The organism is Leptospira mtsangambouensis (assembly GCF_004770475.1).
Classification (GTDB): Bacteria; Spirochaetota; Leptospiria; order Leptospirales; family Leptospiraceae; genus Leptospira_A; species Leptospira_A mtsangambouensis.
Genome location: NZ_RQHK01000002.1, coordinates 799,392 through 826,156 on the forward strand (window position 1 = coordinate 799,392; position 26,765 = coordinate 826,156).

Here is a 26,765-nt window from a genome sequence, read left to right on the forward strand (position 1 = left end):
GTTTTTTAAATTTTTTCTTTAAACAATGGTTTAAGGAAGAATGATCCAGAGAAGGGCCATTCCGCCAATTGCAAGTTCAGGTAACCTTCTTTGGATAAAACTTTGGTTCTCCGGATTCTCTTTTGGTTCCTCAGGGTTTTTGGATTCGGTCTTTGTCTCTTCCTTGGTTTCTTTGGAAGCAAATAGAGACCCAAAGAATCCAGGTTTTTCTTCTTTTGCCTCTTCCCAAACAACAGGAAGAGTTACTACTTCGACAGCCGATTTTTTAAACGCTTGTTTGGTGCCGTCTTTAGATTCTACTAAAACATAATTGGCAGTCGGAGAAGATGTTTTTACGTTCTCCATTACCTCTTTGTTTGCTTTTACTGTCACTGTGTCCGCATACGAATTTTGGGCGAGGAGCAATAAAATGGATACAGTGAGAAAGTTCATTCGGTTCATAATTACAGCCCATCTGCTTTCGGACCTTAGGCAATTTGATTTTTGAGCGAAATGTTACAATCCGATGAAAAGTGAATTCAGTTTCCATTTGACACCAGGCCTTCCCATTTTAGCCTATCCAAAGTCACGATTGGCGTCGTGGCCAAGTGGTAAGGCATGGCTCTGCAAAAGCTTGACCGCCGGTTCGAATCCGGCCGACGCCTATCACTGAAAATTCGCCTGGATGGTGGAACTGGTAGACACACAGGACTTAAAATCCTGTGGGAGTAATCCCGTGCGGGTTCGATTCCCGCTCCAGGTATGAATCGAACGATTGCGAGTCAAAAAAAACGTAGCGACCCCGCGAAGGCTTTATAGAAGCCGGAGGCGAAGTTGGCCGTAAGGCCAAGGGTGGATGAGCGTATACGTTTTTTCCGAAGGCAGGATGCCTTTCGGTGACGAGCAAGACGGGCTGAGATCGAAAGGCCAGGAAGGCCGAAGATCGAAGCGATTCCCGCGAACGTACCTAATCAAACCAAACTACAATCGACATCTCTTACTTCTTAACAACTTTATGCTCTTCCCGCGCTAACTAGTCGCAATTCCCAGAAATTTCAATTCGGGGAAGGAATGGATTTTCCCCTTTCCAAGAAAATAAAAACCCAAAATCAACAAATTCAATCCCGCTTCCAAGAGATTCTAAATACTCTTTCGGATGCACTTGGATTTTTTGGATTTGTTTTGAATTGGAAAATATTTCCTTTTGTACAATTCTTTCTGCTTGGACTTTATACTCTTTGTCCTGGTCAAAGCTCTCCCGTTTGCGAATTTCAAGGATGAGTGTTTCCGGTAGATGACCGTCAGGAATTTCTTCCCAATGGATAAAAAACTGAATGGCAGAAACTCGTACCTTCGGGTTCGTATCAAAATTCATTTCGTGGTCCAAACAACCGGCCAGTTTAAAATAAAATTCCCTGGTTCCCGTCGGAAGTAAGATTGGGACCTTCGAGTTGACGGAAGATTGGGCAATGGGAGATGGAAAGTTATGTTCTGTGCGAGTCCTATGAAAAAAAAGATCCTTGGCAGGCGTTTTTGTCAAATAGAGTGCCCCTAAACTAGAAATCAAAATCCAAAAAAACAGAATTCCATACACTTTCATTTGGCCCTTTTGTATAAAATCCTTCTTTCCTTCTTTTTTTCCAATCGAAGTCGAAGGAAGTAATATCAAAAGACCAAGAAAGGGAAGTATTACTTCATCATCTAACAGAAAACATTGGAAACTTCCTGCGAAAATGACGCTGAAAAAACCTAAATAAAAAAGATTACTTTTGCCGACTTGTAATATTTTTTTTGTGATCCCATATAAAAAACTAAGATAAGCTACGACTGAAGTGAGACCGCCTAAAATCCAAAAATGCAGAAAATCAAAATGGGCGTGCGATTTGGGTGTGATCGATAAATCATAATAGAGTTCCGGTAACTCTTTCACCAAAGGAGTTGCTTGGGTGATAAATTCTTTTGGATAATTTCCTGATCCAATTCCCAAATGATAATTTTCCTTTAAAATTGCAAAATTCATTTTATGAATCCAAACTCGTTGGTTCTCTAACGATCGTTTAGCGAATAAATCGTCAATGGCTCTTTGGAAAAGCCAATTGTTTTGGTAGAGAATCAAAAGGATCCCGGCTATTCCCAAAATCCCAAAACTAAGTGCTGGTAGGTATTTTTTGATTTGTAGTTTTTTTTGTGAGGAAAGAAGTAAGATTCCAAAAAGGAGTCCAAACCAAATGGAACGACTTTGGTTGAGGAAAAGTAAAAAGAATCCAACCAAACTCAATGTTAAGGATCCAACTCGGTAAAATATGGAGTTTGTTTTTTTTCTCGCAATTTGGAAGGATCGAAAGGTTCTCTCCAAAATGGAAGGGAGATAGATGGCAAGTAAACCTCCGTAAGTGAGGTGGGTACTTTGGAACCCAATCGGCAAATAAAGAGAAAGTTTTTCCCAAATGACAACAAGAAGGTGGGGGAGTCTCCTACCTTCCGTGTATTGGAATCCATCCATTACAAAAGGTGCCAGACGATACGGTGATACCAAGGAGAGAATTCCTGAAAGGAGGAGAAAGAAGGCTCCGATTCTTACCGCATGTTTTAACTTAGTCTTTTCTCGATAAGAGAGCCTTGTCTGGTGCAACAATAAAAAGGCCATCCAAACATCTCCAAATTCGGAGCGGAAAATGGTTTGTTTCCAGTTGGTTTGGTCCCAATCGAATACAGGGGTAAAAAGAAAACTAAGGTAAAGGAGAATCCAAAAAAGGATCTGAGGTCCGAATTTAGGAAATTCTCTTTTTTGTATGCAGTCCAAGAACAAAAAGAATAAGGAGGCACCTGCCAAAATTTGACAAAGGCTAATCGAAAAGGGAGAAAGACCGAAAAAAAGGTATAGAAAAACAACGGAAATCTTATGAAATGTTTCTTTCCCAATCATATTTGGTTCAAAGAATAGGTTTTAACTCCTATGGAAGGCAAGAGAAAAAGAAAATTGTCGGTGGCCATCATCACCTTCAATGAAGAAAAAAATATCGGAGATTGTATCCGTTCCGTCGAGACCGTTGCCGACGAAATCATTGTTTTGGACTCCATAAGTACTGATCGTACAAAAGAAATCGCGACTTCTTTTTCCAAAGTAAAATTTTATGAATCTCCGTTTCCGGGCCATGTGGAGCAAAAAAACAAAGCCATTGGTTTTTGTTCTCATGATTGGATTTTGTCATTGGATGCCGATGAACGGGCAAATGAAACATTGGTTCGATCCATCCAGGCATTTTTGGAATCAGAGTCGATCCATGCCAATGGATTTAAAATTGCAAGATTAACCTACCACTTGGGACGCTGGATTCGTTATAGCGGTTGGTATCCCCTTCGCCGGTATCGTTTATTTCAAAAAAATTCGGCCACTTGGGTGGGAGAAAACCCGCATGATTTTATCGAACTAAAACCAGGCTCTGTTGGAAAAATAATGAAAGGAGATATCCTTCATTATAGTTTTACAGATTTTAGTCACCAAATCACAACCATCAATCAATTCTCTAGTATCGTTGCTTATACTCGTTATGCGAAAGGAGAACGATTTTCTCTTACGAAAACCATTCTGAAACCTTTTGGTAAATTTTTAGAAATTTATATTTTTAAATTTGGTTTTTTAGATGGGATTCCAGGGCTTTGGATTGCGATTGCCTCTTCCTTTTCAACTTTTCTGAAATATGCTAAGTTGTATGAACTAGACAGAAAACAAATAGAACGCCCTTCCAATATTAGAAAAGAATATGGCAAAAACTAAAAAACCATCCAAACCTGGTTTATTCTCCTGGTTCTTACGTTTTTTCAGTACGAAGGGGAAGGCAGAAGACCAAGACCCGTCAAAGAGAAAAAAAGAACCAAAAACATTTTCTATGGAATGGGCAGTCGCCATTGATAATTGGAAAAAGAAACTCCGCACTAAACAGGTGAGTTCCGGTGTGGTGATTGAATCCCCCAAGTTTCGCTTAACAAAAACAAACGAAAAACTATTTCGTGCAGAAGGATTGGATTATTCTTTGATTCTAGTCACAGGAAACCATTTGTATAAAAATAAAGAAGAAAAATGGTCTGGTGTTTTGTTTGTGGATGAAGGGGAGTTGAATCAAAATCTTTCGAAGGATCTCTCTGGACTCGATGGATTACTCTCATCACTTTCCATTCCGAAAACTGATTTATTTTTAGATTCAAATGCTCCGAAAGAAGATTGGAGAGTTGTCCTTTCCTTCGAACGATTTTGGAAAGAACAATTGGTTTTGCATATGAAACCAAATGCAATGGCACTTGCGATGCTTGCCATAGGTGAAGAATGTCGGATTTTTTTTGAGTCCGTGGCTACGGAAAGACAAAAGAAACTCGTACGAGACGAACTATTCTATCTGAATCTTGGAAATACAGACCAAAATAATCCTTATTCTAAAGCCAAAAACTTATTTGGATTCGGGTCTGCGCTGATCGAGTTCGGAAATGCTGTGAATGCCATCAAAGAAAGAAGGGATAAAGAACAAAACCATGGATCATAAATCGCTCATCCAAACACAAATCGAAGATTCAATTGCAGTAAAACAAAGTTTATTGCCGGTACTTTTGCCGTCCGTTGAAGCTGCGGGAAAACTTCTGACAGAATCACTGAGACAAAATGGATTATTGTATTTTTGTGGAAATGGCGGATCAAGTTGTGATGCCTCTCATATTGCCGCAGAACTTGTGGTTCGTTATAAGTCAGGCAATGAAAGAAAAGCCATTCCCGCATTAGCTTTAAATAGTGACCAAGCAGTTCTTACCGCTTGTTCGAATGATTATGGTTATGAATATGTTTTCCAAAGGCAAGTCCAAGCATTTGGAAAACCGTCAGATGTATTTGTAGGACTCACCACTTCTGGAAATTCGCAAAACATCATTTTGGCGGTAGAGGAAGCAAAAAAAATTGGTATGAAGGTTGTTCTATTTTTAGGTGGCGATGGTGGAAAACTAAAAGGAAAGGCCGATGTAGAAATCATTGTCCCATCTAAGGTTACTGCTCGAATCCAAGAATGCCATATTCTGATTGGCCATATCCTTTGTAGTATCATAGAAAAGGAACTCTTTGGACTCGACTGAATTTCCTGCTGTCCAAATCAAAAATGCCACCATTACCACTAAGGATGGGAAAAAGATTTGGAATGGAATTTCTTTGGAAATTCCCAAAGGCATTGTCTATGGAGTGATTGGCGAGTCGGGGTCAGGAAAATCAACATTAGGATTTTCGCTTTTTGGTATGGTTCCGGAAGGTTGCCAGTTGACATATCAAACATTTTCTGTGTTAGGTGACGATGTAAGTCATCTTAATTTGGGTTCTAAGTTGTTTATGGTGCCGCAAAATCCTAATTGGGCCTTTCATCCTTTCCGAACCATTGAAGCACAAATCAAAGATTTTTTTAAATTATCAAAATTGACTGCGATCCATTTCGAATCGTTGTTTCAAATTTGGGATCGTTTGTCCATTCCCAGAAATCACTGGAAAAAATATGCAAAGACTTTATCTGGAGGAGAGAAACAAAGGATTCTCCTTTCCCTTGCTTTTTTACGTACGCCAGAGATTCTCGTTTTAGATGAGCCAACCACGGGTCTCGATGCTTTTTCCGAAAAAATTGTTCTAGAAACTGTCCAAAACCTTGCAAAAATGGGGATGACAGTTGTTTTTATTACACATGAGCTTCGGATCGTCGAAAGTCTGACCTCTCAAGTTACGATAATGAAACAAGGGGAAGTTGTTGAAACCATTCCGGTTTTTAACCACAACTTGGAGCCAAAAACAGAATATGGAAAACAACTTAAGGAAGCATCTTTACTCTTTCAGTAATTGGTTTTTCCTCTCTATTCTTTTTCCAGTAGTTCTAACTGCGAACCCTGGGTTCAAACTCCGATCGATCGACGTTCGCTCCTATCCAGAAGTAAAAATTCGATTCCATTCCAATGGAATTTTGGATCCAAATGGATTCGTTCTTTCTGAACAATTGGAATCAAATAGAAGGTTTACTGAATCCTTTCGCTTCGAAAAGACAGATTCAAAAAATCCCATTCACTTATACCTTTCCATTCCCAGTTACACGGATGCAGAGGACAGACGTTGGATCATCCAATTGGCAAACCAATTGGTAAAAATTTCGGAACAAAGTGGTGGTTCTACTCAGTTACAAATTCAGTCTGATACAAATAAACATTCCTTCGAAAGAATTCGTTCAAATGTTTTAGATATATCTTTTCCTTTTCCGAAAGAACCTGCTCCCGTTTATCCCATTCGGAACTGGGAAAATTTTTTAGAATCGATAAAGGGAAACCAATCTTCCGAAGATCATATTCTTGTTTTTGTCAGTTTTGCTTCGGAATGGCAAGATCGTTTTGAAATTCCAGAACTTGCTAAACGCATCCGTGAAAAAAATTTGCAACTCATCGTCCTTGCTCCCAGTTCATTGGAGGCAACCAAACTTGCAAGTTATGCGAATGGAAAACATTATTCAATTACTAAATCGGACAGTTATGCGGATCTTTTTTCTTATTTGAGAGGTTTGGGGCAACCGGATTTTGAATTGGTATATGAATCACCTTGGAAACTTTCTCAATGGAAGACAAATTTAGTTTTTGGTAATTTGGTTTCTGTTGACCAAGGCATTCGATTCGAATTTCAGTATGAACTTTCGTTGTTTCGCTCTTTGTATCTAAAACTTTCTGACCCTTTATTCTTTTTTCCCGTTAGTTTATTTCTCATTTTCCTTTGTTTGGCGGCTTTATATTATTTACGAGGGTTTGAAGAAACAAATCAGAAAGAGAACCAAAATGCACCTCCTGCGCACAATTCTCTTGTTCCTGAATTTTCTGAACGCAAAGAAGAACTACAAGTATATGATCGGATGTATGGGGAAACTTTGGAAAGGGCAGCTCGTGACAGAGAAATTGCCGTTGCCATTGCAGAGAAAGAAACACTTCCAGGAACTGCGTACTCTTATGCTGTTTTGATGCGAAGGGAAGGAAATCAAAATACAGATCAATTCCAACTTCAGTTTGATGAAGTGACCATTGGAAGTTGGGAATCCAATCATTTGGTAATTTCAGATCCCACCGTAGCAGGGCTTCATGCAAAAATAAAAAATAGGAAGGGGAAGTATATATTGTTTGATTGTGTATCGGAGACCGGTGTATACTTGAACGGTAAGAAGTTACTTCGTCCCAAAGTTCTCCATAATTTGGACGAAATCCAAATTGGAAAAACAATCCTGTCATTTCGAGGAAGGTGAAGATATGTTGCAACTAGTGAAAAAGAAAGTGTTTCTTATTCTTTTGATTCTCTTTTTATTTTTGGTTCAATGTTCTGGCGAATCTTCCAAAAATGATGCAACAACTTCCCTTCTACTTGCAAAAGAATCAGGGGCCAATGGATGTACTGTCGCCGGTCTTGGAACCCAAATCAAAGCAGGTTATACAGGAATCACAACTACTTCACAGGCTGTTTCTTTTGCGCTCGTTGGGGATACATATTATGCAGTCATGCAAATCGCTGGTGCTCAAATTGGTACAAGAGTCGTACTTTCTCGTTATGCGAAAGTTTCCATTTATGTATCCACAAGCTGCCCTTTGGATTTATCTTCTGCTACACTGGCAAAAGAAGGAACTGAATATTCGAAAGTGGATTCCCCTGCAACAGTCATTACTTTTACAAAGGCTGGTAGTTATTTAATTTACTTATACCAAAAAGAAAGTGGAACTGCAAATCCTTTGACAGTGTTAACGGATGGAACTCCAGTACAAACCATCTCTGATTCTGATTTGTCCGATCTATTGAATGGCGGCTCCACTAAAACTTTTAAGTTTGCATGTGATTTAGGTTCAGGTGTCTGCCAAAATTATTATGGATATTTAACAAGTTGCCTCTCTGGAACCAAACAGTCTGCCAAATGTACAGAAACCAGTGTCGTTGGTTCTTGCAAAGTGACTCAGTCTGGAGTTGGTTATATCATCGGTGTTTATACTGCACCCAAAACGGGTGGAGGTGGGGGAACTGCCGCAACTCATTGTAGCGGACTTTCTGGAACCTATGTAGACGGAGCGACTGTCCAAACCCCTTAGAACCCCTCTATTTTTTCAAATTCCCTGGACAGACTACCCCATGTCCGAGTTATGACTGGAAGTGGGGGAGTCTAGTTATGAAAACCATGTTTGAGAAGATTTGGAATGACCATTTGGTCCACGAGGAAGATGGAACCTGTCTTATTTATATTGATAGACACCTTGTCCATGAGGTGACAAGCCCGCAGGCTTTTGAAAGTTTAAAATTAACCAACAGAAAAGTGCGAAGGCCAGATGCGACTTTTGCCACTATGGATCACAACGTTTCCACACGAACACGTGATTGGAAATCAGTGGATCCAATCTCAGTCCTTCAAATGCAAACACTGATGGACAACTGCAAAGAAAACGGAATTACATTATTTGATATCAATCACCCTGACAACGGAATTGTCCATGTGGTGGCTCCGGAATTAGGTCTGACTCATCCAGGAATGACCATTGTTTGTGGAGATTCGCATACCGCCACACATGGTGCTTTTGGTGCCCTTGCTTTTGGGATTGGAACTTCCGAAGTAGAACATGTTTTGGCCACACAGACTCTCGTTCAAAAGAAACCAAAAACTTTAGAGATTCGAGTGGATGGAAAACTCTCTCCTCTTGTTTCTGCCAAAGACATAGTTCTTGCGACCATCGATAAAATCGGAACGGATGGGGCGACGGGTTACGTGATTGAGTTTACTGGCGATGCGATTCGTTCCCTTAGTATGGAAGGCCGTATGACCATTTGTAATATGGCAATTGAAGCAGGAGCTCGTGCGGGACTCATTTCTCCTGATGATACGACTATCAACTATATCAAAGGAAGAGACTTTGCTCCTAAAGGAGATTCTTTTGATATAGCAGCTGCTAAGTGGAGAGCTTATGCAACGGATGCTGGTGCCAAGTTTGATAAAACTGTAGTTTTAAATGCGAATGAAATTGCACCTATGGTTTCTTGGGGAACATCTCCTGGCCAAGTGATTCCTGTGACTGCAACGGTTCCTGCGCCCACAGACTTTAATGATCCAATTCAGAAAAAATCAGCAGAATCCGCTCTTGCTTATATGGATTTAAAACCCGGCCAAAAATTATCTGATGTTAAAGTGAATAAGGTTTTTATTGGTTCCTGCACCAACTCTAGAATCGAAGACCTACGTGTTGTTGCTGAAACTGTCAAAGGGAAAAAAGTAAACAAAGAAGTGGAAGCCATCATTGTTCCTGGATCTGGACGTGTGAAACGACAGGCAGAACAAGAAGGTCTTGATAAAATCTTTTTAGAAGCTGGTTTTCAATGGCGTAACCCTGGTTGTTCCATGTGCCTTGCGATGAACGATGACGTTCTTTCGCCTGGTGACCGTTGTGCTTCTACTTCTAACAGAAATTTTGAAGGAAGACAAGGAAAAGGCGGACGAACACATTTGGTTGGTCCTGCAATGGCAGCAGCTGTGGCAGTGGAAGGACATTTCGTAGACATTCGGGAGTGGAAATAAGATGAAAGCATTTACAAAGTTAAAAGGAATCGCTGCCCTTTTGGATAAGGCAAACGTAGACACAGACCAAATCATTCCGAAACAATTCCTTCGTAAAATTGAAAGATCAGGGTTTGGGCAACATCTATTCCATGACTGGAGATTTTTAGATGACGCCGGAAAAAAACCAAATCCGGAATTTGTTCTGAATGCTGAAAGATACAAAGGTGCCAATATCCTTGTGACGAGAGATAACTTTGGTTGCGGGTCTTCCCGAGAACATGCTCCTTGGGCTTTAGAAGACTATGGATTCCGTTCGATCATCTCACCATCTTATGCAGATATTTTTTACAATAACTGTTTTAAAAATGGAATGTTGCCCATTGTTTTATCTGAAAGCCAAGTCGAAGAGATCTTCCAAACAATAGATAAAAAACCAGGTGCGAACTTAGAAATTGATTTAGAAAACCAAGTGGTGGTGACGGAAGAGGGAAAAAAATACCCATTTGAAGTCGATGCATTCCGTAAACATTGCCTACTCAACGGACTTGATGATATCGGACTCACTCTCCAAAAGGCAGATTTTATTCAAAAATTTGAGGAAAAGAACCAAAAAGAAGTTCCCTGGTTGTATGCAAAAACCGTATAATCGCACTATGAAACGGTTTTCAATTTTACTAGGATTTTTATTTCTAACGGGTAGTGTTTTGGCAGATGAGCTTCTCATTCAAGACACCAAACAAGGGTTAGGGAGAGAGGCAATTCGCGGAACAACTGTGGTTGTTCATTACACAGGAAAGTTAACGAACGGAAAAGTTTTTGATTCTTCTGTGGATCGTGGTGAACCTTTTAGTTTCCAGCTTGGCCAAGGACAAGTCATCCAAGGTTGGGAACGTGGTATTGTGGGAATGAAAGAAGGTGGAAAACGTAAACTCACCATCCCTCCACAATATGGGTATGGTGCTCGTGCTATCGGTCCGATTCCTGCGAATTCCACTTTGATTTTTGATGTAGAGCTGATTAAAGTAAAATAATGATAGATCCAATTTCCAAAGGCATCGATGACCTAGGCAATAGCCTTTTGCAGGCACTGAATAACGTACAAGGTATCTTTGGAAAGGAACTTTCCGTTGCCAAACCCATTCATGATAATATCCTCCAGCTGATTGGTAACACTCCTCTCATTCGGTTGAATCGAATTGGATCAGAATATTCTGGAGTTCAGTTTTACCTAAAAGCCGAATTTTTAAATCCAACGGGTTCTGCCAAAGATCGTACTGCCATTGCGATGTACATTGATGCGGAAAGAAGAGGAAAACTAAAAAAGGGGATGAGCGTGGTTCTTGTTGGTGCTGGTTCTTCCTCCATTAGTTTCACTTGGATTGGCAAGGTAAAAGGGTATCCGGTGTATTGTTTGGTTCCCCTTCATACGGCACCAGAACGAATCCAACTACTCCGAAGTTATGGGGCAGAAGTGACAGTCACCGGCGAAGGAGACTTGAGTCGTTTGTATGACCTAGCGGAAGAAAAGGTCAAAAAACTAGGTGGATGGATTCCTGATGAAGCATCCAATCCAGCAAATCCTAATTTTCATTTCAAAACCACTGGGCCAGAAATTTGGCGCGACTTACAAGGGAAAGTGGGGGCGGTGATTTCTGCTCCTGGGTCTGGCGGGGCCATTACAGGAATCGGTAGGTATTTAAAATCCCAAGACCGCCGTGTTAAGGTCATCATTGCGGGAAAACAAAATTCGCCGTTTATGGAATATGGCAAAACAGATAATCCAAAAGAAAGGGAAAGAATCCAACTTCCTGCTGTTTATGATCCCAAACTCATCGATCACTACTTTCATGTCACCCAAGACGAGGCCCTACATTTGCAAGCCGACCTTTACGAAAAAGAAGGAATCTTTGCAGGACTCACAACTGGAACCGTGATCACAGGTGCTCTTAGGTTTTCGGAGTCTCTTTCTGAATCAGAAAAGAATGAAAAAAATCCTTATAACATAGTGATACTTTCTCCGGATAGAGATTAAGTTTTTTCGCTAAACAACTGTTTGATTTCCTCTAGGGAACTTTTTGCAACAGTTTCCCCTAGTTGGATAAACTCTGCACTTCGCCAGAATTCAAACCAATTGGAATTGGGTAAAATTGGGTTGAGATACACATCAGCTTCCTGAGCACTATACTTTCCAATACGGTATTGCAAAGAATACAAACTATTGACGATGATATCCAATACATTCAAATTCAAAAGTTTGTTTGTTTTCATTTCATCTTTTGAACTAGGCATGGAATTGATTGCTATGATCTTCTGAACTCCTTCATGGGTTAAGGCAGAAACTGGAAGTGGGTTGACGATCCCTCCATCCACATAGGTTTTTCCATTTTCTTGGGGTTGGGGTACAAATACCCCAGGGATCGAAATACTCGACATCACTGCATCCAAAACTTTACCTTCGGAAAGAACAATTTCTTGGCGTGTGGAAATATCGCAACTGATGAGTCTGAGTTTGATGGGTAAGTCTTCGAAATAAAGATCCCCTAAATATTTTTCAAGAAGGTTTCGAACGTGTTTTCCGTGAAGAAGCCCTTGGCCCGGAAAAGACAAATCTACCAATTTGAACATTTTGAAAATACTATCAATCTCACCTAGCAGTGGTAAGATACCTTTGTAACCAAGGCCACTGGCAAAGAAAGCTCCAATGATCGCACCAATACTGGTTCCTGCTATCATATCTGGAATGATCCCTTCTTCCTCCAACACTTTCATGATTCCCACTTGTGCAAGACCCAAGGCAGCACCTCCACCAAGGGCCACTCCCATTTCTACACCGGATAGTTCTCTTGCTTTTCTACGGATAAAAATTTCCCATTTCCCATGGTCGAGAATGTCTTTGATATTTGTTTCATGGTAAAGGATTTCGTTTTCTTTTGATTCTTTTGTAATGGAATCACAGAGGTTTATTTTTTTATCCAAAGATACAAAGTTTTCAATATGGTCTGCTTCATCAATTAACAGACGTTTTAGCTCTTCATCTGTTTCTGGAAAAACTTCTAAAAAGATAAAGGAATGGCTCGCATAATGTTTTCCAAGTGTTTCTTTGATTGAATCTGAATCCTTAAATTTATATGATTTTACATAAGGGTTGTCTGCTTGGCCATTTTGTTGGAAATGGAGGACAACCGATTTTTTTCCAGATTCTGCTTCAATGGTTTTTACGAGTTCTTTTGCGATTCGTTCCTTGGCAATTGGATCAGAATGAACGAGACAAACCACTGAGTTACGAAAGTATTCTCTTCCCCCAAGAAGTTCACTTCGTAACGATTTTGTTAACATTTTTGAAAATGTAATCGAAAGATAGGGGATTTTTTGGATTAACTTTTGGAAACCTGATTGGGAAAGAACAAGAAATCTGGATTCACTAACAGTAACGGCTGTATGGTTGTGCTTTTCGCCAGTCAGTAGGGATTGGATTCCAAAATACTCTCCTTTTTTGAGGTATTGGACTTCTTCCTCTCTTTTCCCTTCACCTTTTTTAGGGAGAAATAGTTTGATCCCTCCCGAAAGAATCAAGAATAAACTTCGATCGGAATCCCCTGCCGTAAAAAGGGTCTCTTCTCTTTCTGCCTCAACGATATGAACGGATTCTGCCACCCAAACCTTTTCTTTTCGTGAAAGGCCACGGAACAGGGGGAGACTAGAAACTAGGTGAATTTTTCCTTCTAAATCTTTCATACAGTGTCTTTTCCACCAGAGTTCCAGATGGGAAAGAGAGAGAAATTTCGTTTTTTACCCAATTCTAAAAAATTTCATTGACTATATTTTTGTTAAGTAGTAACTGTATGTATAGCAAACAGGAGTCTATATGATTACACATTTGAAAATTAAAGATTTTGCCCTCTTCGAATCCCTGGAACTTTCTCTTGCGGATGGTCTTTCTGTCTTCACTGGAGAATCTGGTGCCGGAAAATCATTAATTTTCGATGCATTGGCTTCTTTGTTTGGTGGCCGCTGTTCTACTGCCAATATCCGGCAAGGAAAGGACAGGTATTCTTTGCAGGCCGTTCTTTCTTTGACCGGACAGAACTTAGCAAAAGACTATTTGATGGAGCAAGGTTTCCGTTATACGGGAGATGAGATCGTCATCACAAAGGAACTCATGAAGGATGGAAAAGCACGAGTAAAAATCGGAGAGAGCCTCGCATCCACTACTCATTTACGAGAACTAGGAAAAACCATGGCAGAGATTCATTCCCAAAATGAACAACTCTTCTTATTGGAAAAATCAAACCAATTGGAGTTTCTTGATCGTTTTGGTAATTTGGAATCTCTTAAATTCAAATTTAAATCTGCATTACAACAATATCGCCACTGGAAACAAAAACTGACTGATTTCGAAGAAACAAGACGTTCCATGATCAAACGAAAAGAAATATTGGAATACGAAATCGAAGAGATTGAATCCATTTCTCCCAAAGAAGGTGAGGATGAAAGTTTGACAACTGAAGAATCTCTGTTGGCAAATGGTGAAAAACTTGCAGAAAACTACCGTTTGGTGTTAGAGGAATTGACTGAAAAGGAAAATTCGATTTTAAAAGTATTTCCAACTCTCATTCATGCCATTCAAAAAATTTCCATCTTAATTCCTGAAAAAAAGGAAATGTTAGAAGAATGGGAAGAGGTTTATGACAGATTAAAATCTCTTAAGTCTGTCATTCGTGAGGAAGAAGAAGAGTTATTTTTTAGTCCTGAAAGATTGGATATGGTGCAGTCCAGACTCCAAGATATTAAAAAATTGAAGAAAAAATACAATGTGAGTTTGGCCGAAATCAATCTTCTTTTAGAAGAAAAAAAAGCAGAACTCGAACGTTGGAATGAACAAGCGGGAGATGAGGATTTTTTACGAATCAAAAAGGACCAGTGCTTAGCTGAGATGAAGGAACTTGGTTTTCAATTGTCGAAGTTACGTCGTAATGTCATCTCTCAGTTTGAAGAGGAAGTCCAAAAGGAAATGGTGGATTTAGGACTGGAAGGTGGAAAACTCCAAGTAGTCCTTCGTTGGGAAGAAAATCCTGATGGGGAAGTGGAAGAGGGTTCCAAGTCTTATTTCCTTTCTGAGTCAGGCCTTGACCAAATTGAGTTCTACTTTAGCGCCAATCCTGGAGAAAAACCAAGACCTCTCCGAAAAGTGGCTTCGGGGGGAGAATTGTCTCGGGTGATGCTTGCCCTTCGCAGTGTTCTCGGAAAACAGGCACCTTCTCCCCAGATGTTGGTTCTTGACGAGATCGACACAGGACTTGGTGGGGAAGCAGCGGAAGCAATGGCGGTAAAGCTTAAAAAACTAGCAAGGAACTCACAAATTCTTCTGATTACGCATACACAACAGGTTGCCGCTTCAGGGGACCACCAAATCAAGATCGAAAAACGTCAAGAAGGTGGTCGGACGGTCTCTTCTGCTTCCGTTTTGGACTTTGAAGAACGAAAACGAGAATTGGCTCGCATGATCGGTGGCAAACAAGTGACATCGGCAGTGCTAAAAGCGGCTACAGATCTTTTGATGAAAAAAGCAGGTTAGCCGTCTAAAAATAGTATTTGGCGAAAAAGGGAAGACTGAAAACTCTATTCGTAATCCTTCAATGGGGTCTCATTCATGTTTTTTCCTTTCGCTAAATCAGATTCAATCATTTCCTCGGTTCCACCACAAACCATTCCCATTTTAATCATCTTTGTTTCAATTGTTGGTTTCACTATCATCGTGGAACGACTTGTTTACTACTGGAGATTAAAAGCGATCCCTCAAGACCATTTCCGCCGTGTTCGGGAATTGGCTCGTGAACAAAAATGGGATGAAGCAAAGGATGTTTTGGGCCAAGACGTTCAATCTCCGGCAGCTGTACTTTTGCGTATGGCATTTGATCTGAAACGTCGAGGTGTAGAGTTCTGGGAAGAGGACATCCGCCAAGAAGGTTTCCGCCAAATTTATTTGATGGAACGGTATTTAACAGGTCTTGGAACCATTGCGACCATTGCTCCATTACTAGGAGTTCTTGGAACGGTCATTGGAATTGTTCGTTCCTTTGCGGAAGGAGCAGGAACCCAAGGTGCGGAAGTTGGTATTTCCGAAGCTTTGATTACAACTGCGATGGGACTTGGGATTGCGATTCCTGCATACATTTTTTACAATCTTTTCTCTCGAATGAAAGAGGAAAGAATCACAGAAATGGAAAACGTAACTGATTTGGTGTTACCTCACCTAAACAAACGATAAAACTAAATGAAATTTCGCAAAACGCAAAAATCATTTAATAACATTGAACTTGCACCGCTAATCGATGTTATTTCCTTTATAGTGATTTACTTTTTGATGAATGCAACTTTAGAAAAAAACACTGCATTGAAGGTGGAATTACCTCGTTCATCCAGTGTCGCTAAAGAAAAACAAAAAGATGAACTTGTCATCACTGTAGACAAACAAGGGAAAATTTATTTGGACCAAAGTTCAGAACCAGTTCCGCTTGAGGGACTGACTGAAAAAATTAATGGATTTCTTGGTCCTGAAAAAGAAAGAGACCCTAAAAAAAATAAAGTCATTATTCGTGGAGATGGTGGTGCATCATATCAGGTTGTGGTTAAGGTAATCGATGCAGTGAATGCTGCGGGTGTTAGTCGCTTTAACCTTGCTATGGTAAAAGGCACATCTAAGTGATTCTTTGAATATTCGAAAGAAAATAAAGTATTTTAGTCTTTTTGTTTTATCTCTCCTTTTATTAGTTTCGGCAGAGTGGGTTTCCCTTTGGTCAAACCGCTCTGTCTTTATCGATAAAGTCATCACCAAGATTGAGTTTAAGGGAAATATCAATACTTCTTCTGATGATATTTTGGATTTAATGGACATGCGCCCTGGGATGCAATTGTCTCAAGGTATTTTGAACGCAGATATGCGTGCTCTTTTTGTTTCCGGGTTCTTTTATCATATTGATATCCAAGGTGAAGCTGACGGAGAGGGAGTTAAAATCCTTGTGGTTGTAAAAGAACGACCTCGGGTGAAAGACATTGACTTTATTGGGGCCGATGAGGTTTTCCCTTCCGATTTACGTGATAAAATCCCGTTGAAAGAAAACGAAGTGATCACTCCGAAAAAAGTGACTCTTTCCAAAGAAGTAATTTTAAAAAAGTACCGAGATGAAGGTTTCTTTTTAGCATATGTACGTTTTGAAACAGAACCGGTAAATCCAGAAACTAACACTGTAAAAGTGAAATTCATTATTGATGAAGGTGAAGAAATCCCCGTCAGTAAAATTAATATTTTTGGGAATAGCGAAATCGATACCTACGATATCCAAGGCATCATGGATTTGAAAGAAAGTGGGATTATTGAATCGGGTGTATTTAAAGAATCCGCTTTTGAATCTGATAAACAGAAAATTTCTGCTTATTTAAAATCAAAAGGTTATGTTGATGCAGAACTTAGTAACGAAGGAACCAACTGGGAAATTCGTTGGGAAAATCCACAGAAAAAAGACAAACGTGTGGTAATTGTTAATTTTAAGATTATAGAAGGAGAACAATACTTCTATAATGGGTATTCCACTAGTCATGATATGACCATTGCTCCCAATGGAATGCCACAATTTTTAAACAAAGAAAATAACCCGATCGGAACACCAAAAGAAGAGTGGGCTCCCGTATACCCTGTTAAGTTCTTAGAGGACCAATTTGAATTTGCCCCAGCTGATGTGGGCGAAGTTTTTGATGAAACAAAGTTCCAAAAAGATAGAGCTTCCATTAACGAAGCTTATTCGGCAAAAGGATATTTGTTTGCGCAGGTAATTCCGCGTAGAAAGGTCATTGAGTTGAGTGATGGATCTTTATCCCGATACGAAAACTGTGATAAACGTGGGAGCTCAGATGCGAGTTCTGATTGTACAGAAGAATACAACCGACTGAATGTTGCGAAATTAAGAAAGATTTATGAAAATGAGCCAAAGTTACGCGGTAAAAAATTCATCCATGTCGATTTTACAATTCGTGAGAACAATTTAGCTTTTATTGAAAACATCATTATCAAAGGAAATAAAAAAACACAGGATCGAGTGATTCGTAGAGAACTTCTTTTTAAACCTGGTGACCTTTTTAATTCCACACTTGTAAATCGTTCCAGAGAACGTATTTTTAACTTAGGTTATTTTAAAGAAGTAAACTTTAACATGAGACCTGGTTCAGATGAAACCAAAATGAACCTCATCATTGAACTTGTGGAACAGCCCACAGGAACAGTATCAATGGGGGGTGGTTACGGAACCATTACAGGATTTTCCATCTTTACTCAGTTAGGTGAAAATAACTTAAATGGTTCTGGGCAACAGATCACTGGTCGGGTTGAGTTTGGTCCAATTCGTCGTTATTTACAAATTTCCTGGACTGAACCTTGGTTTATGGACAAACCTTGGTCACTTACTCTTTCTGCTTTTTATTCTTCCCGAACTTTGTATGTGGGAGCGACTTCCATTACAGAAAACAACAACCAAGGGATTAAGGAAGTTGCATCTTATGAACGTTCTGGTGTGGGAGTTAGTGCGGGACTTGGTCACAGGTTTCTAATTAACTGGACTCACTTCCATCGTTATTCGCCTTCCTTTTTTGCATCCACTAGACCAACCTCACTTGTATCTGATCAAGTTTTAGCGGAAGTGGATCGTGGTTGGCAATTTCGATCTCAGTTAACAAACGGTATTGCTTACGATAGTCGTGATAACGTTTTTAACTCCACACAAGGTTTTAACTTAATTTTTTCAGTTGATAATGTTGGTCAATTCCTCGGGGGAGAAAGCCATTTCGATCAGTTCAGTCCAATTTTGGAATACTACCATACTTGGTTCGATTATACATTTTTTGGACTCATTCGCAAAAACGCCCTTAGGCGCTGGCGGGTGGTCCAACAATTTAGAACATCATCTGTATTTACATTTGAACGAACTCCGAAGTATAAAAATCAAGATAAGGAACGAATCCCTTATATACAGGTCCAAGACAGGTTGTTCCTTGGTGGGTATGAATCACTTCGTGGTTGGTTTTTTGATGATAAATACTATCCTGATGAATGGAAGGATGGTGCTTCCAGCAGGGTATTGTTTACTTCTGAAATGCGATTCCCTATCGAACCTTCGTTATTATGGTTTGTTGTTTTCTTCGATGCTGGTGCGATGTATGAACAAATTAACCGTGCAGTTGGAGAAAGAAAAGAGTTCTTCAAAAATTATGATTCATTAGTGCAAGCACAACGTTCGAAAGAACCTGTTGAAACTTACTTGTATGAACATTATAATTCATATGGACAAAAACTGCCGGATTCACCGCTAGTAGTGAATGATCCTGGTAATTTGGTTCTTTCTAGTAAAAACCTTTCCATGTCAAACTTCCGTTTTTCATGGGGATTTGGACTAAGGATTCAAATTCCCGTATTGCCACTTCGTTTGTATTTTGCGCAGAGGATTCGTTATACTGGTGTAGAAGACCGTCCTTTTGGTCTTTATCCGGACAATAATAGTTTTCAATTCGTTTTTGGTATTGGAGATATGCGATTCTAAGTGGAGTTAGTTGGGCTTAATTCCGAACAGAAAATAGCTGTTGAAACAGTTGATGGACCACTCCTGATTCTCGCGGGAGCAGGTTCAGGTAAAACTCGAGTCATTACCTATCGAATCGCTAACCTCATTCTCAATCATAAGGTTTATCCGAATCAAATCCTTGCCGTAACTTTTACGAACAAAGCTGCTGAGGAAATGCGCAGTCGTTGCCGGAGTCTACTACCGGAGGGGAATGCTGAACCTTTGGTTCGTACTTTTCATTCCCTTTGTTTGTATTTGTTACGTAGGGAAGGAAAAGCTTTGGGGCTTGGAAATAATTTTACTGTTTACGACAGTGATATGCAAGAGTCTCTCATTAAAGAAATTTTAAAATCCAAAGATATGGACACAAAGGAGTTTCGCCCTTCTAGTCTTGCGAATGCCTTTTCCTCGGCAAAAGATTCTTTTATGACAGCAGAAGAATATGCCAAAAAAAAGGCGGATGATTCTTATACAAAAACAATTGCTTCGGTCTTTTTAGAATATGAAAAACGAAAAGATTTGCGGAATGCTTTGGATTTTGGTGATTTGATTTTAAAAACAGTTATTTTGTTTCGTGATTTCCCTGTCATTTTGGAAAAATACCAAAGGTTATGGAAATACATTATGGTGGATGAATACCAAGATACAAATAAAATTCAGTATCATTTGGTGCAGTCCCTTTCCTCTTTTCACAAAAACCTTTGTGTGGTAGGAGATGATGACCAATCCATTTATTCTTGGCGTGGTGCAGATATTTCTAATATTCTTAATTTTAAAAAAGATTATCCAGAAGCTGTTGTTGTTAAGTTAGAAGAAAACTACCGTTCTACAAAAACTATTATTGAAACGGCTGCAGCTTTAATTGCAAATAATAAACAACGAACAAATAAAACTTTAAGAACAGAGAATCCTACGGGAGATAAAATCAAACTCACTTCTTATCAGAATGAGATTGAAGAAGCAGAAGGAATTGTTCAAAAAATCCAGGCAAATGCGAGGCGGGGACAAAAGTATTCGAACTTTGCCGTGTTCTACCGAACCAATTCGCAATCTCGTTATTTTGAAGAAGCATTGAGAAAAAAAGCTATTCCCTATAAAATTTTTGGTGGGTTTCGTTTTTTTGACAGAAAAGAAGTAAAGGATTTGATTGCTTATCTTTCCGTGGTAGTCAATCCAGTCGATTCCACTTCTCTTCTTCGTATCATTAACTCGCCACCGCGAGGGATTGGTGATACAACTGTGAATCGTTTGTTATCCTATTCTGTGAATGAAGGTCTGTCTTTATTTGAATGTTTGGGAAAAACTGTGCCTGATATCAAAAAAGGAACTTTGCAGAAATTGTCTTCCTTATATAGGATGTTTGATTCTTCGATGGAAGATCTTGGAAAAAAAACTCCTTCTGAAATTGCTTATGATGTTTTGGAACATTCTGGGTATCGCGAATTTTTAGAGAATGAAGGTACGGAAGATTCTTTTTCCAGGTTGTCAAACTTAAATGAGTTTGTGAATGCATTAAAGGAATTTGAAGAAAATAATCCAGAAGCAACACTTGAAGAATATCTTGGGAATATATCTTTGATTACCAGTGAAGATAACACTAAAGAATTACCTGACTATGTCATTCTAATGACTGTCCATAATGCAAAAGGTCTAGAATTTCAACATGTATTTATGGCAGGAATGGAAGCGGGAACTTTTCCGCATTTTTTATCCATTGACTCTGCAGATGGTTTGGAAGAAGAGAGAAGGCTTGCTTATGTGGCGATCACTCGCGCACGTAAAAATTTAGAAATTAGTTTTTCGCGGTTCACTCGAAAGTTCGGTGAAATAGAAGCAAGGTTGCCTTCCCAATTTTTAGAAGAACTTCCGAGCCAATTCATTGAGGGAGAATTCACTGAAAATCGTTTTGGTGTCAGGAGACCCGAGTTTTCACCGAGGGCAGAAAGGTTTCAGAAATCAGAAGAAAAATTTGAAACAGTACTAGCAAAGTCTGGCGATGGGGATTTCCAGGTTGGAACCAAAGTGCGGCATAAAGTATACGGAGATGGTCGTATTTTAACCATCTCGGGATCGGGGGACAATCGAAAGGTGGAAGTTCGATTTGGATCTCATTTGGATAAAAAATTCTTATTGGCATACACACCATTAGAGATAATTTCATGAACTAGAAGAGGAATGGCTATGAATCGATTTTGGACTTTAAGTATAATTGTATTGTTTCCTTTGACATTAGTAAATGCACAGCAGAACTCTGGTTTGGCGGAAGAATTTACTAAGTTAGAAGATTACCTTCGGAATCCAAAACTAACAGAAGAACAGAAAAAAAAGAATTTCGAATCCAATATGGTAAGTTCAGTTCGAAGTACTCTTTCTAAACGTCTAGCAAATCCCAAAAAAGATTTAAAGGATCTAAAATTTCAGGATTTACAAACGGAACGACCAGAAGGAACAAATACTTTTTTTGTTAAGTATAAAAACTATTATTTTCAATACCAATTTCCAGTAGATCCAGAGACATATGTTACTTCTCCATCGGAAGAGATCGTATTGGAAAAACCGGAAGGTTTGGATTTAGGTTCAAACGCCCATAAAGAAGAAAAAAAGAATTAGATTACTGATCAGGGCGGAATGGAAGAAAAAGATTTTCAGGAAGTTTGGCGGTGGGTATTATCAGTTGGAGATTCTATTCTTTCCATTTATAAATCAGACTTCCAAATTCGCGACAAAGGTGGCAATGACCCAGTCACCGAGGCTGATTTGTTTGCAAGTGAGTTTCTTTTTGAAAGAATCTCTTCACGTTTTCCGAACCATGGTTTTTTATCAGAAGAAAAAACAGATACAAATAGACGTTTGGACAAGGAATGGGTTTGGATTTTAGATCCTATTGATGGGACTCGTGAATTTGTAAAAAAAAATGACCAGTTTGCTTTGAGTTTGGGTCTTGTTCGTAATGGTGAAGCAGTTTGGGGAGTGGTTTTTAATCCGGCTACTGGAGAATTTTTTTCCAAAATCAGAAATACTTTTTTTGCGAAATTACAACCTCCATTTTCTACAGAAGAAAATTTCAGAACCCTTGTGGTGGAAAGTGGTTCCGTATTGCACCAGTTAGAGGAATCAAAACCTGTTCCCAATAAACCCGTTTTACTAGTGTCTTTATCGGAAATGAAAGAAGGACTGTTCTCCGATTCTTTTTGGCAGGAAGATTTTGAGATTCGATCCATGGGAAGCATCGCTTATAAATTGGGACTTTTGTCTGCAGGATTTATTGACCTAATTGTTTCCTTAAAACCCAAAAACGAATGGGACATTTGTGGGGGCATTGCTCTTTTGGATGAAGAGAATTTCACTTCTTTTCCTTTGAAGGACAAAGGATATCTTTTTAACCAGTCCAATACCTTATCTTATGGTTTGGTTGCTGGTAAAAAAACTGCTGTCCAATATTTAGAATCCAAAATAGATATCCACCAATTATCCCTCAAGGTAAAGGAACGATGGTAAAAACCAAACGAATTGGCCTTGATGCGAGGCCTCTTTCCACTCGAGTTTCTGGAGTGGGAAGATTGATTGCGGAAACACTAAAAGCTTTTCCACACAAAGAAGAATACGACTTCTTTTTGTTTTCGCATTTACCCATTCACGAAGACCACAAAGCTGTGTTGTCATTGCCTAATATCACTTGGGTGAATGGTGGTGGCTTTTTAAAATGGAAAGGTGGTTTGTATTACAATCTATACATTCCGTTTTATTTATTGAAACATCGTTTGGATCTTTTTTGGGGATCACAACAAGTTTTACCACCTTTTTTACCAAGTTCATTGAAAGCAGTTCTTACATATTGTGATTTGGTTTTGTATTTGTATCCAGAAACTATGCGTTGGATCGCAAAAGTCCAACAAAGATTGTTTCAGAGATACTCTGTTAGGCGATCAAGTTTTATTCTCTCGATTTCGAAACAAACAAGCACTGATATGTGTCGCAAATTTGGTTATCCTGTTGATCAAACCGGTGTTTCCTATCCAGGTGTGAATCCGATCGAGATGACAAAACATTTGGAAACAAAAATTTCCAATCGAGTAAAAGATTTGGGAACAGATTTTCTATTATCGGTTTCCACAATCGAACCAAGAAAAAACTATCCATTTTTACTTGAGGTCTTTCGGGAATACCGTAAGACTGAACCACACCATTACAGACCTTGGGTGATTGTCGGAAAAATTGGATGGGAATCACCTGAGTTTATCGAAGAGTTATTGCAGGAACGAAGTTTGTACAAAGACATCCATATTTTGGATTCTGTTTCTGATTCTGAATTACAACATCTCTACAAAAGAGCAGGTTTATTTGCTTTTGCCAGTAAGTATGAAGGGTTTGGGATTCCTATGGCAGAAGCTATCTTTCATGGGTTGAATTGTGTTGTTTCTGACATTCCCACATTTCATGAAATTGGAAAAGATGGGGTTACTTATCTTCCATACAAAACGAAAGAAGATGCAAAACTTTGGGCCGAGACAATTAAAAAGTATTTTGAAAATCCGAAACCATTAACAGTATCTGTTTCTGAATTTACTTGGGAAAACGCAGCCAAAATCACAGAAGAAGTTTTTAGAAAGGTTTTAGAGGAATGAGAATAATCCCTTCTTTTTTGTGACCACTCCAGAATAAAGAATTTTGGATTTGTCTGACTTTGGAAGGACGTGCAGATGAAATCGGTCTTTTGTCATAGCCTGGATTTCACATTCCCAGTCGGCATCTTGTGCCACCAATTTGACTCGGTCACAAAGTACTTCCGATTCTAGAATCCAAACAAATGAAAATTCAGATTTCCCACGTTTGAATTGAGTTTTGATTTCTTTGGAATTTGCTTTCCACGTAACGGTTGTTTCATCCCCGGTTTCATAGGGTTGAACACTTGAGGGAATCATAGAAATTCCTTTCCCTGTCCAGTTTCCCTTTACGTAATCATTCCATTCGTCTAAGTTGGAGAAGTAATTGTAAATCAATGAATTCAAATAAAATGACCCAAACTTTGCGATACGTTAAATCCAGTTTTTATCTAATGATTCTCCTTTCTCTCCTTTTTTGTAAGCCAGAGGGACAAGCTGACGATTTTTATCCTGAACCACTCCAAATGATCCAAGGTGATCCAGAACGAATGGAGGATTGGAAAGGCAAGGTTGTTGTATTAGATTTTTGGGCAACTTGGTGTGAACCTTGTGCAAAGGCAGTGCCGACGATCAACAAGTGGAAATCCTCTGTTTCCGAAAAGGACTTTGTCTTTCGTGGAATCAACACTGACACAACAGAACCCTTAGAAAAAATTAAAAAAGATATGGAACGATTGAAAATGAGTTACCCCACCTTACTGGATAAAGACTGGAAAATGACAGATTTTTATCATGTAGAAGGGATTCCATGCCTTCTTGTCTTTGATCGGTCAGGAAAAATCGTGTATCGGCAGTATGGTCTGATTGGGTCTGACCTTTCAGGACTTGTGATTCGTTCACATGTTTGGGCAAACTCTGATCTGCCATAATTGTGCAATGCGAAACAACATTTTGATTTTCCCTTGAATTCAATGACAAGATTGAAAATGTCTTGACTCATGTTCGTTAAAAAAGTCCCTTAAAGATACCTTTTTACGTTTTCTTTTGAGAAAGGAGTCAGAATAATGCCAGCCAATTTGCCCGAACTCTTCCAGCAGAGTGCTGAAAAATTTGGGAACCGCCCCGCGTTCGTTAGTAAGGATGAATCTAAGTCCTATCAACCCGTCACTTTTAAAGAAGTATATGATCTTGGTATCAACTTAGCAGAAGCTCTCATTGATTTGGGTGTAGCTGCTAAGGAAAATGTTGCCTTGCTTGCTGATAACCGATTGGAATGGATTGTTTCCGATTATGGAATCCTCATGGCCGGTGCAGCAGATGTTCCTCGTGGAACCGACATTACCGATTCAGAAATTGCTTATATTCTAAACCATTGTGAAGCAAAGGTAATTTTTCTTGAGAATGATAAAATGCTCGAGAAATTCCAAAAGAACCGCTCTCAATTAGAATTTGCAAAAACACTCATTGTTATGGATAAAAAATCCACTGCCACTGGTGTTTTAAAACTTTATGATCTAATTGAAAAGGGAAAAGAACTCCGCGCAAAAGGTTCTAAAAAAGCAGAAGAGCGTATGAAAGCAATCGCTCCTGATGATCTCTTTACAATCATTTACACTTCTGGAACGACAGGGATGCCAAAAGGTGTTATGTTGAAACATAGCAACATGATCCACCAAACATCAGTCATTCTAGGCAGTATGATCGAAATCAAACAAGATGAAAGAATGTTGTCTATCCTTCCTGTTTGGCACGTATTCGAAAGAGTTTTTGAATATCTAGCCATTGCAGCTGGTTGTGCGACATACTACACCAACGTTCGTGATTTGCGAGATGACATGAAAAAGGCTAAACCTACTTTTATGGCTTCTGCTCCAAGACTTTGGGAAAGTATCTACAACGGAATTTATACAAGAATCAACGATCCAAAACAAACTCCAGCTCTGCGCCGTGGTTTGTTCAACTTGGCTTATTTTTTCTCAAAACATTTCAATGCCGCTACAAGGTTTTTAAAAGGAAACCAAGTGGATTACGTGGGACGAAATCCCATTGTTTCCCTTTTCAAAGGTTTTTATTATTTAGCTTTGGCGATCATTTTGGCCATTCCATATTTCCTATTGGATTTAGTGGTTCTTTCCAAAATTCGAGAGGCAACTGGTGGGGAACTGAAAGCTTCTGTTTCCGGTGGTGGTGCCCTCCAAAGACATGTGGATGCTTTCTTCAATGATATTGGAATCAATGTTTTGGAAGGGTATGGAATGACGGAAACTTCTCCGGTCATCTCGGTTCGTACTTTTAAAAAACTAGTCCAAGGTTCTGTTGGGGTCATCACTCCAGAAACTTCCGTTCAAATCCGTGATGAATTGGGAAAGGTTCTCACTCATGTGGACGCCAACCAAAAACTCATTTCTGGAAAATACGGGGCTCGTGGGGTCATCCACATCCGTGGACCACAAGTGATGAAAGGGTATTATAAAAATCCGGAAACCACTGCTAAGGTTCTAAAGGATGGTTGGATGGATACGGGAGATATTGGAATGTTCAATTTCAAAAAGACCCTGACCATCACTGGCCGTGCAAAAGATACGGTAGTACTCCTTGGTGGGGAAAACGTAGAGCCAGTTCCAATTGAGGACAAACTGACAGAGTCTCCTTATATTGCACAAGTAATGGTGATAGGACAAGACCAAAAGAACTTGGGAGCTCTTGTGGTTCCTGATTTTGATAAGTTGACTGAGTGGGCAAAGGAAAACGGAATTTCTGAGACTGACAAACAGAAACTCATTGAAAATCCGAAGGTTCTCGATTTCTACAAAAAGGAAATCAAAGCCCTAAACAATACAAAAACTGGATTTAAGTCTTTTGAACAGGTAACTCCTTTTATCCTCATTACCAAAACCTTTGAAGTGGGTGATGAATTGACAAACCTATTCAAAATGAAACGCCACCTGATCACAGAAAAATACAAAGATAAAATTGCTGCTTTGTATGCTGGTGATTAAGGA

Annotated in this window: 24 protein-coding genes and 2 tRNA genes; 22 read left to right on the forward strand and 4 right to left on the reverse strand. The window is 39.3% G+C overall.

Annotated elements, in window-relative coordinates; translation table 11 throughout:
* Positions 1–30 precede the first annotated feature (30 nt).
* Positions 31–441 (reverse strand): LIMLP_04285 family protein, encoded by a 411-nt coding sequence (locus EHR01_RS03590; RefSeq protein WP_135693209.1) that lies wholly within the window; start codon positions 439–441, stop codon positions 31–33.
* A gap of 132 nt (positions 442–573) precedes the next feature.
* On the opposite strand from EHR01_RS03590, the gene EHR01_RS03595 reads away from it, so the two are divergent.
* Together EHR01_RS03595 and EHR01_RS03600 are read left to right on the forward strand one after the other, a co-directional pair.
* Positions 574–644: transfer RNA gene (locus tag EHR01_RS03595), tRNA-Cys, on the forward strand.
* A gap of 14 nt (positions 645–658) precedes the next feature.
* Positions 659–742 (forward strand) — tRNA-Leu (locus tag EHR01_RS03600).
* Between the two features lie 270 nt (positions 743–1,012).
* Here the strand turns inward: EHR01_RS03600 and EHR01_RS03605 are convergent.
* Positions 1,013–2,905 carry an O-antigen ligase family protein gene (locus EHR01_RS03605; RefSeq protein WP_135693210.1) on the reverse strand — a complete coding sequence of 631 codons (1,893 nt, stop codon included), beginning with the start codon at positions 2,903–2,905 and terminating at the stop codon, positions 1,013–1,015.
* 30 nt (positions 2,906–2,935) lie between these two features.
* Between EHR01_RS03605 and EHR01_RS03610 the strand changes: the two genes are divergently transcribed.
* The 10 genes from EHR01_RS03610 (at position 2,936) to EHR01_RS03655 (ending at position 11,583) form a co-directional block, all read left to right on the forward strand.
* A complete protein-coding gene (locus EHR01_RS03610; RefSeq protein WP_135693211.1) occupies positions 2,936–3,757 on the forward strand; it encodes a glycosyltransferase family 2 protein in 822 nt (273 codons plus the stop codon).
* A complete protein-coding gene (locus EHR01_RS03615) occupies positions 3,744–4,517 on the forward strand; it encodes an LBBP_01157 family protein (protein WP_135693212.1) in 774 nt (257 codons plus the stop codon). The genes EHR01_RS03610 and EHR01_RS03615 overlap by 14 nt, the downstream gene beginning before the upstream one ends.
* Positions 4,507–5,094 carry a D-sedoheptulose 7-phosphate isomerase gene (locus tag EHR01_RS03620; protein WP_135693213.1) on the forward strand — a complete coding sequence of 196 codons (588 nt, stop codon included), beginning with the start codon at positions 4,507–4,509 and terminating at the stop codon, positions 5,092–5,094. The genes EHR01_RS03615 and EHR01_RS03620 overlap by 11 nt, the downstream gene beginning before the upstream one ends.
* Positions 5,081–5,836, forward strand: coding sequence for an ATP-binding cassette domain-containing protein (locus EHR01_RS03625; protein ID WP_135693214.1), 756 nt, complete (start codon positions 5,081–5,083; stop codon positions 5,834–5,836). The genes EHR01_RS03620 and EHR01_RS03625 overlap by 14 nt, the downstream gene beginning before the upstream one ends.
* Positions 5,796–7,268, forward strand: a complete 1,473-nt coding sequence (locus EHR01_RS03630) for an FHA domain-containing protein (protein ID WP_135693215.1) — start codon at positions 5,796–5,798, stop codon at positions 7,266–7,268. The genes EHR01_RS03625 and EHR01_RS03630 overlap by 41 nt, the downstream gene beginning before the upstream one ends.
* A gap of 4 nt (positions 7,269–7,272) precedes the next feature.
* Positions 7,273–8,097 carry a hypothetical protein gene (locus EHR01_RS03635; protein ID WP_135693216.1) on the forward strand — a complete coding sequence of 275 codons (825 nt, stop codon included), beginning with the start codon at positions 7,273–7,275 and terminating at the stop codon, positions 8,095–8,097.
* A gap of 77 nt (positions 8,098–8,174) precedes the next feature.
* Positions 8,175–9,569: a 3-isopropylmalate dehydratase large subunit gene (gene leuC, locus EHR01_RS03640; RefSeq protein WP_135693217.1), complete on the forward strand. Its 1,395-nt coding sequence runs from the start codon at positions 8,175–8,177 to the stop codon at positions 9,567–9,569.
* Between the two features lies 1 nt (position 9,570).
* Entirely contained in the window at positions 9,571–10,197 is a 627-nt protein-coding gene (leuD, locus tag EHR01_RS03645) for a 3-isopropylmalate dehydratase small subunit (RefSeq protein ID WP_135693218.1), read from the forward strand.
* A gap of 7 nt (positions 10,198–10,204) precedes the next feature.
* Entirely contained in the window at positions 10,205–10,582 is a 378-nt protein-coding gene (locus EHR01_RS03650; protein ID WP_135693219.1) for an FKBP-type peptidyl-prolyl cis-trans isomerase, read from the forward strand.
* The gene (locus EHR01_RS03655) at positions 10,582–11,583 is read left to right on the forward strand and encodes a PLP-dependent cysteine synthase family protein (RefSeq protein WP_135693220.1); all 1,002 of its coding nucleotides are present in this window, start codon (positions 10,582–10,584) and stop codon (positions 11,581–11,583) included. Before EHR01_RS03650 ends, EHR01_RS03655 begins: the two co-directional genes overlap by 1 nt.
* Here EHR01_RS03655 and EHR01_RS03660 read toward each other — a convergent pair.
* Positions 11,580–13,286, reverse strand: a complete 1,707-nt coding sequence (locus tag EHR01_RS03660) for a cyclic nucleotide-binding and patatin-like phospholipase domain-containing protein (RefSeq protein ID WP_135693221.1) — start codon at positions 13,284–13,286, stop codon at positions 11,580–11,582. The two genes, EHR01_RS03655 and EHR01_RS03660, sit on opposite strands and share 4 nt — an antisense overlap.
* A 130-nt stretch (positions 13,287–13,416) precedes the next feature.
* Between EHR01_RS03660 and recN the strand changes: the two genes are divergently transcribed.
* The 8 genes from recN (at position 13,417) to EHR01_RS03700 (ending at position 23,784) form a co-directional block, all read left to right on the forward strand.
* A complete protein-coding gene (gene recN / locus EHR01_RS03665) occupies positions 13,417–15,126 on the forward strand; it encodes a DNA repair protein RecN (protein ID WP_135693222.1) in 1,710 nt (569 codons plus the stop codon).
* Between the two features lie 75 nt (positions 15,127–15,201).
* Positions 15,202–15,819, forward strand: a complete 618-nt coding sequence (locus EHR01_RS03670; protein WP_135693223.1) for a MotA/TolQ/ExbB proton channel family protein — start codon at positions 15,202–15,204, stop codon at positions 15,817–15,819.
* 6 nt (positions 15,820–15,825) lie between these two features.
* Entirely contained in the window at positions 15,826–16,257 is a 432-nt protein-coding gene (locus EHR01_RS03675) for an ExbD/TolR family protein (protein WP_002987320.1), read from the forward strand.
* Positions 16,258–16,261: 4 nt separating this feature from the next.
* The gene (locus tag EHR01_RS03680) at positions 16,262–19,138 is read left to right on the forward strand and encodes a BamA/OMP85 family outer membrane protein (RefSeq protein ID WP_135693224.1); all 2,877 of its coding nucleotides are present in this window, start codon (positions 16,262–16,264) and stop codon (positions 19,136–19,138) included.
* Positions 19,139–21,322, forward strand: coding sequence for an ATP-dependent helicase (locus EHR01_RS03685; RefSeq protein ID WP_135693225.1), 2,184 nt, complete (start codon positions 19,139–19,141; stop codon positions 21,320–21,322).
* A gap of 18 nt (positions 21,323–21,340) precedes the next feature.
* A complete protein-coding gene (locus EHR01_RS03690; RefSeq protein WP_135693226.1) occupies positions 21,341–21,769 on the forward strand; it encodes an LIC11625 family surface-exposed protein in 429 nt (142 codons plus the stop codon).
* 18 nt (positions 21,770–21,787) lie between these two features.
* Positions 21,788–22,657, forward strand: coding sequence for a 3'(2'),5'-bisphosphate nucleotidase CysQ (locus EHR01_RS03695; protein WP_135693227.1), 870 nt, complete (start codon positions 21,788–21,790; stop codon positions 22,655–22,657).
* On the forward strand, positions 22,651–23,784 hold the full coding sequence (locus EHR01_RS03700; RefSeq protein ID WP_135693228.1) for a glycosyltransferase family 4 protein: 1,134 nt from the start codon (positions 22,651–22,653) through the stop codon (positions 23,782–23,784). Before EHR01_RS03695 ends, EHR01_RS03700 begins: the two co-directional genes overlap by 7 nt.
* Here EHR01_RS03700 and EHR01_RS03705 read toward each other — a convergent pair.
* Positions 23,773–24,081 carry a hypothetical protein gene (locus EHR01_RS03705; RefSeq protein WP_135693229.1) on the reverse strand — a complete coding sequence of 103 codons (309 nt, stop codon included), beginning with the start codon at positions 24,079–24,081 and terminating at the stop codon, positions 23,773–23,775. The genes EHR01_RS03700 and EHR01_RS03705 overlap by 12 nt on opposite strands.
* Positions 24,082–24,158: 77 nt before the next feature.
* Between EHR01_RS03705 and EHR01_RS03710 the strand changes: the two genes are divergently transcribed.
* On the forward strand, positions 24,159–24,692 hold the full coding sequence (locus EHR01_RS03710) for a TlpA family protein disulfide reductase (protein WP_244309965.1): 534 nt from the start codon (positions 24,159–24,161) through the stop codon (positions 24,690–24,692).
* A gap of 135 nt (positions 24,693–24,827) precedes the next feature.
* Positions 24,828–26,762, forward strand: a complete 1,935-nt coding sequence (locus tag EHR01_RS03715) for an AMP-dependent synthetase/ligase (RefSeq protein ID WP_135693230.1) — start codon at positions 24,828–24,830, stop codon at positions 26,760–26,762.
* Positions 26,763–26,765: the final 3 nt, after the last annotated feature.

What these genes read in the sequence shown, in the direction of transcription:
- EHR01_RS03590 (WP_135693209.1), bottom strand. Translation starts at nt 441, where the DNA reads ATGAACCGAATGAACTTTCTCACTGTATCCATTTTATTGCTCCTCGCC.
- EHR01_RS03605 (WP_135693210.1), bottom strand. Translation starts at nt 2,905, where the DNA reads ATGATTGGGAAAGAAACATTTCATAAGATTTCCGTTGTTTTTCTATAC.
- EHR01_RS03610 (WP_135693211.1), top strand. Translation starts at nt 2,936, where the DNA reads ATGGAAGGCAAGAGAAAAAGAAAATTGTCGGTGGCCATCATCACCTTC.
- EHR01_RS03615 (WP_135693212.1), top strand. Translation starts at nt 3,744, where the DNA reads ATGGCAAAAACTAAAAAACCATCCAAACCTGGTTTATTCTCCTGGTTC.
- EHR01_RS03620 (WP_135693213.1), top strand. Translation starts at nt 4,507, where the DNA reads ATGGATCATAAATCGCTCATCCAAACACAAATCGAAGATTCAATTGCA.
- EHR01_RS03630 (WP_135693215.1), top strand. Translation starts at nt 5,796, where the DNA reads ATGGAAAACAACTTAAGGAAGCATCTTTACTCTTTCAGTAATTGGTTT.
- EHR01_RS03635 (WP_135693216.1), top strand. Translation starts at nt 7,273, where the DNA reads ATGTTGCAACTAGTGAAAAAGAAAGTGTTTCTTATTCTTTTGATTCTC.
- leuC (WP_135693217.1), top strand. Translation starts at nt 8,175, where the DNA reads ATGAAAACCATGTTTGAGAAGATTTGGAATGACCATTTGGTCCACGAG.
- leuD (WP_135693218.1), top strand. Translation starts at nt 9,571, where the DNA reads ATGAAAGCATTTACAAAGTTAAAAGGAATCGCTGCCCTTTTGGATAAG.
- EHR01_RS03650 (WP_135693219.1), top strand. Translation starts at nt 10,205, where the DNA reads ATGAAACGGTTTTCAATTTTACTAGGATTTTTATTTCTAACGGGTAGT.
- EHR01_RS03655 (WP_135693220.1), top strand. Translation starts at nt 10,582, where the DNA reads ATGATAGATCCAATTTCCAAAGGCATCGATGACCTAGGCAATAGCCTT.
- EHR01_RS03660 (WP_135693221.1), bottom strand. Translation starts at nt 13,286, where the DNA reads ATGAAAGATTTAGAAGGAAAAATTCACCTAGTTTCTAGTCTCCCCCTG.
- recN (WP_135693222.1), top strand. Translation starts at nt 13,417, where the DNA reads ATGATTACACATTTGAAAATTAAAGATTTTGCCCTCTTCGAATCCCTG.
- EHR01_RS03670 (WP_135693223.1), top strand. Translation starts at nt 15,202, where the DNA reads ATGTTTTTTCCTTTCGCTAAATCAGATTCAATCATTTCCTCGGTTCCA.
- EHR01_RS03675 (WP_002987320.1), top strand. Translation starts at nt 15,826, where the DNA reads ATGAAATTTCGCAAAACGCAAAAATCATTTAATAACATTGAACTTGCA.
- EHR01_RS03690 (WP_135693226.1), top strand. Translation starts at nt 21,341, where the DNA reads ATGAATCGATTTTGGACTTTAAGTATAATTGTATTGTTTCCTTTGACA.
- EHR01_RS03695 (WP_135693227.1), top strand. Translation starts at nt 21,788, where the DNA reads ATGGAAGAAAAAGATTTTCAGGAAGTTTGGCGGTGGGTATTATCAGTT.
- EHR01_RS03700 (WP_135693228.1), top strand. Translation starts at nt 22,651, where the DNA reads ATGGTAAAAACCAAACGAATTGGCCTTGATGCGAGGCCTCTTTCCACT.
- EHR01_RS03705 (WP_135693229.1), bottom strand. Translation starts at nt 24,081, where the DNA reads ATGATTCCCTCAAGTGTTCAACCCTATGAAACCGGGGATGAAACAACC.
- EHR01_RS03710 (WP_244309965.1), top strand. Translation starts at nt 24,159, where the DNA reads ATGAATTCAAATAAAATGACCCAAACTTTGCGATACGTTAAATCCAGT.
- EHR01_RS03715 (WP_135693230.1), top strand. Translation starts at nt 24,828, where the DNA reads ATGCCAGCCAATTTGCCCGAACTCTTCCAGCAGAGTGCTGAAAAATTT.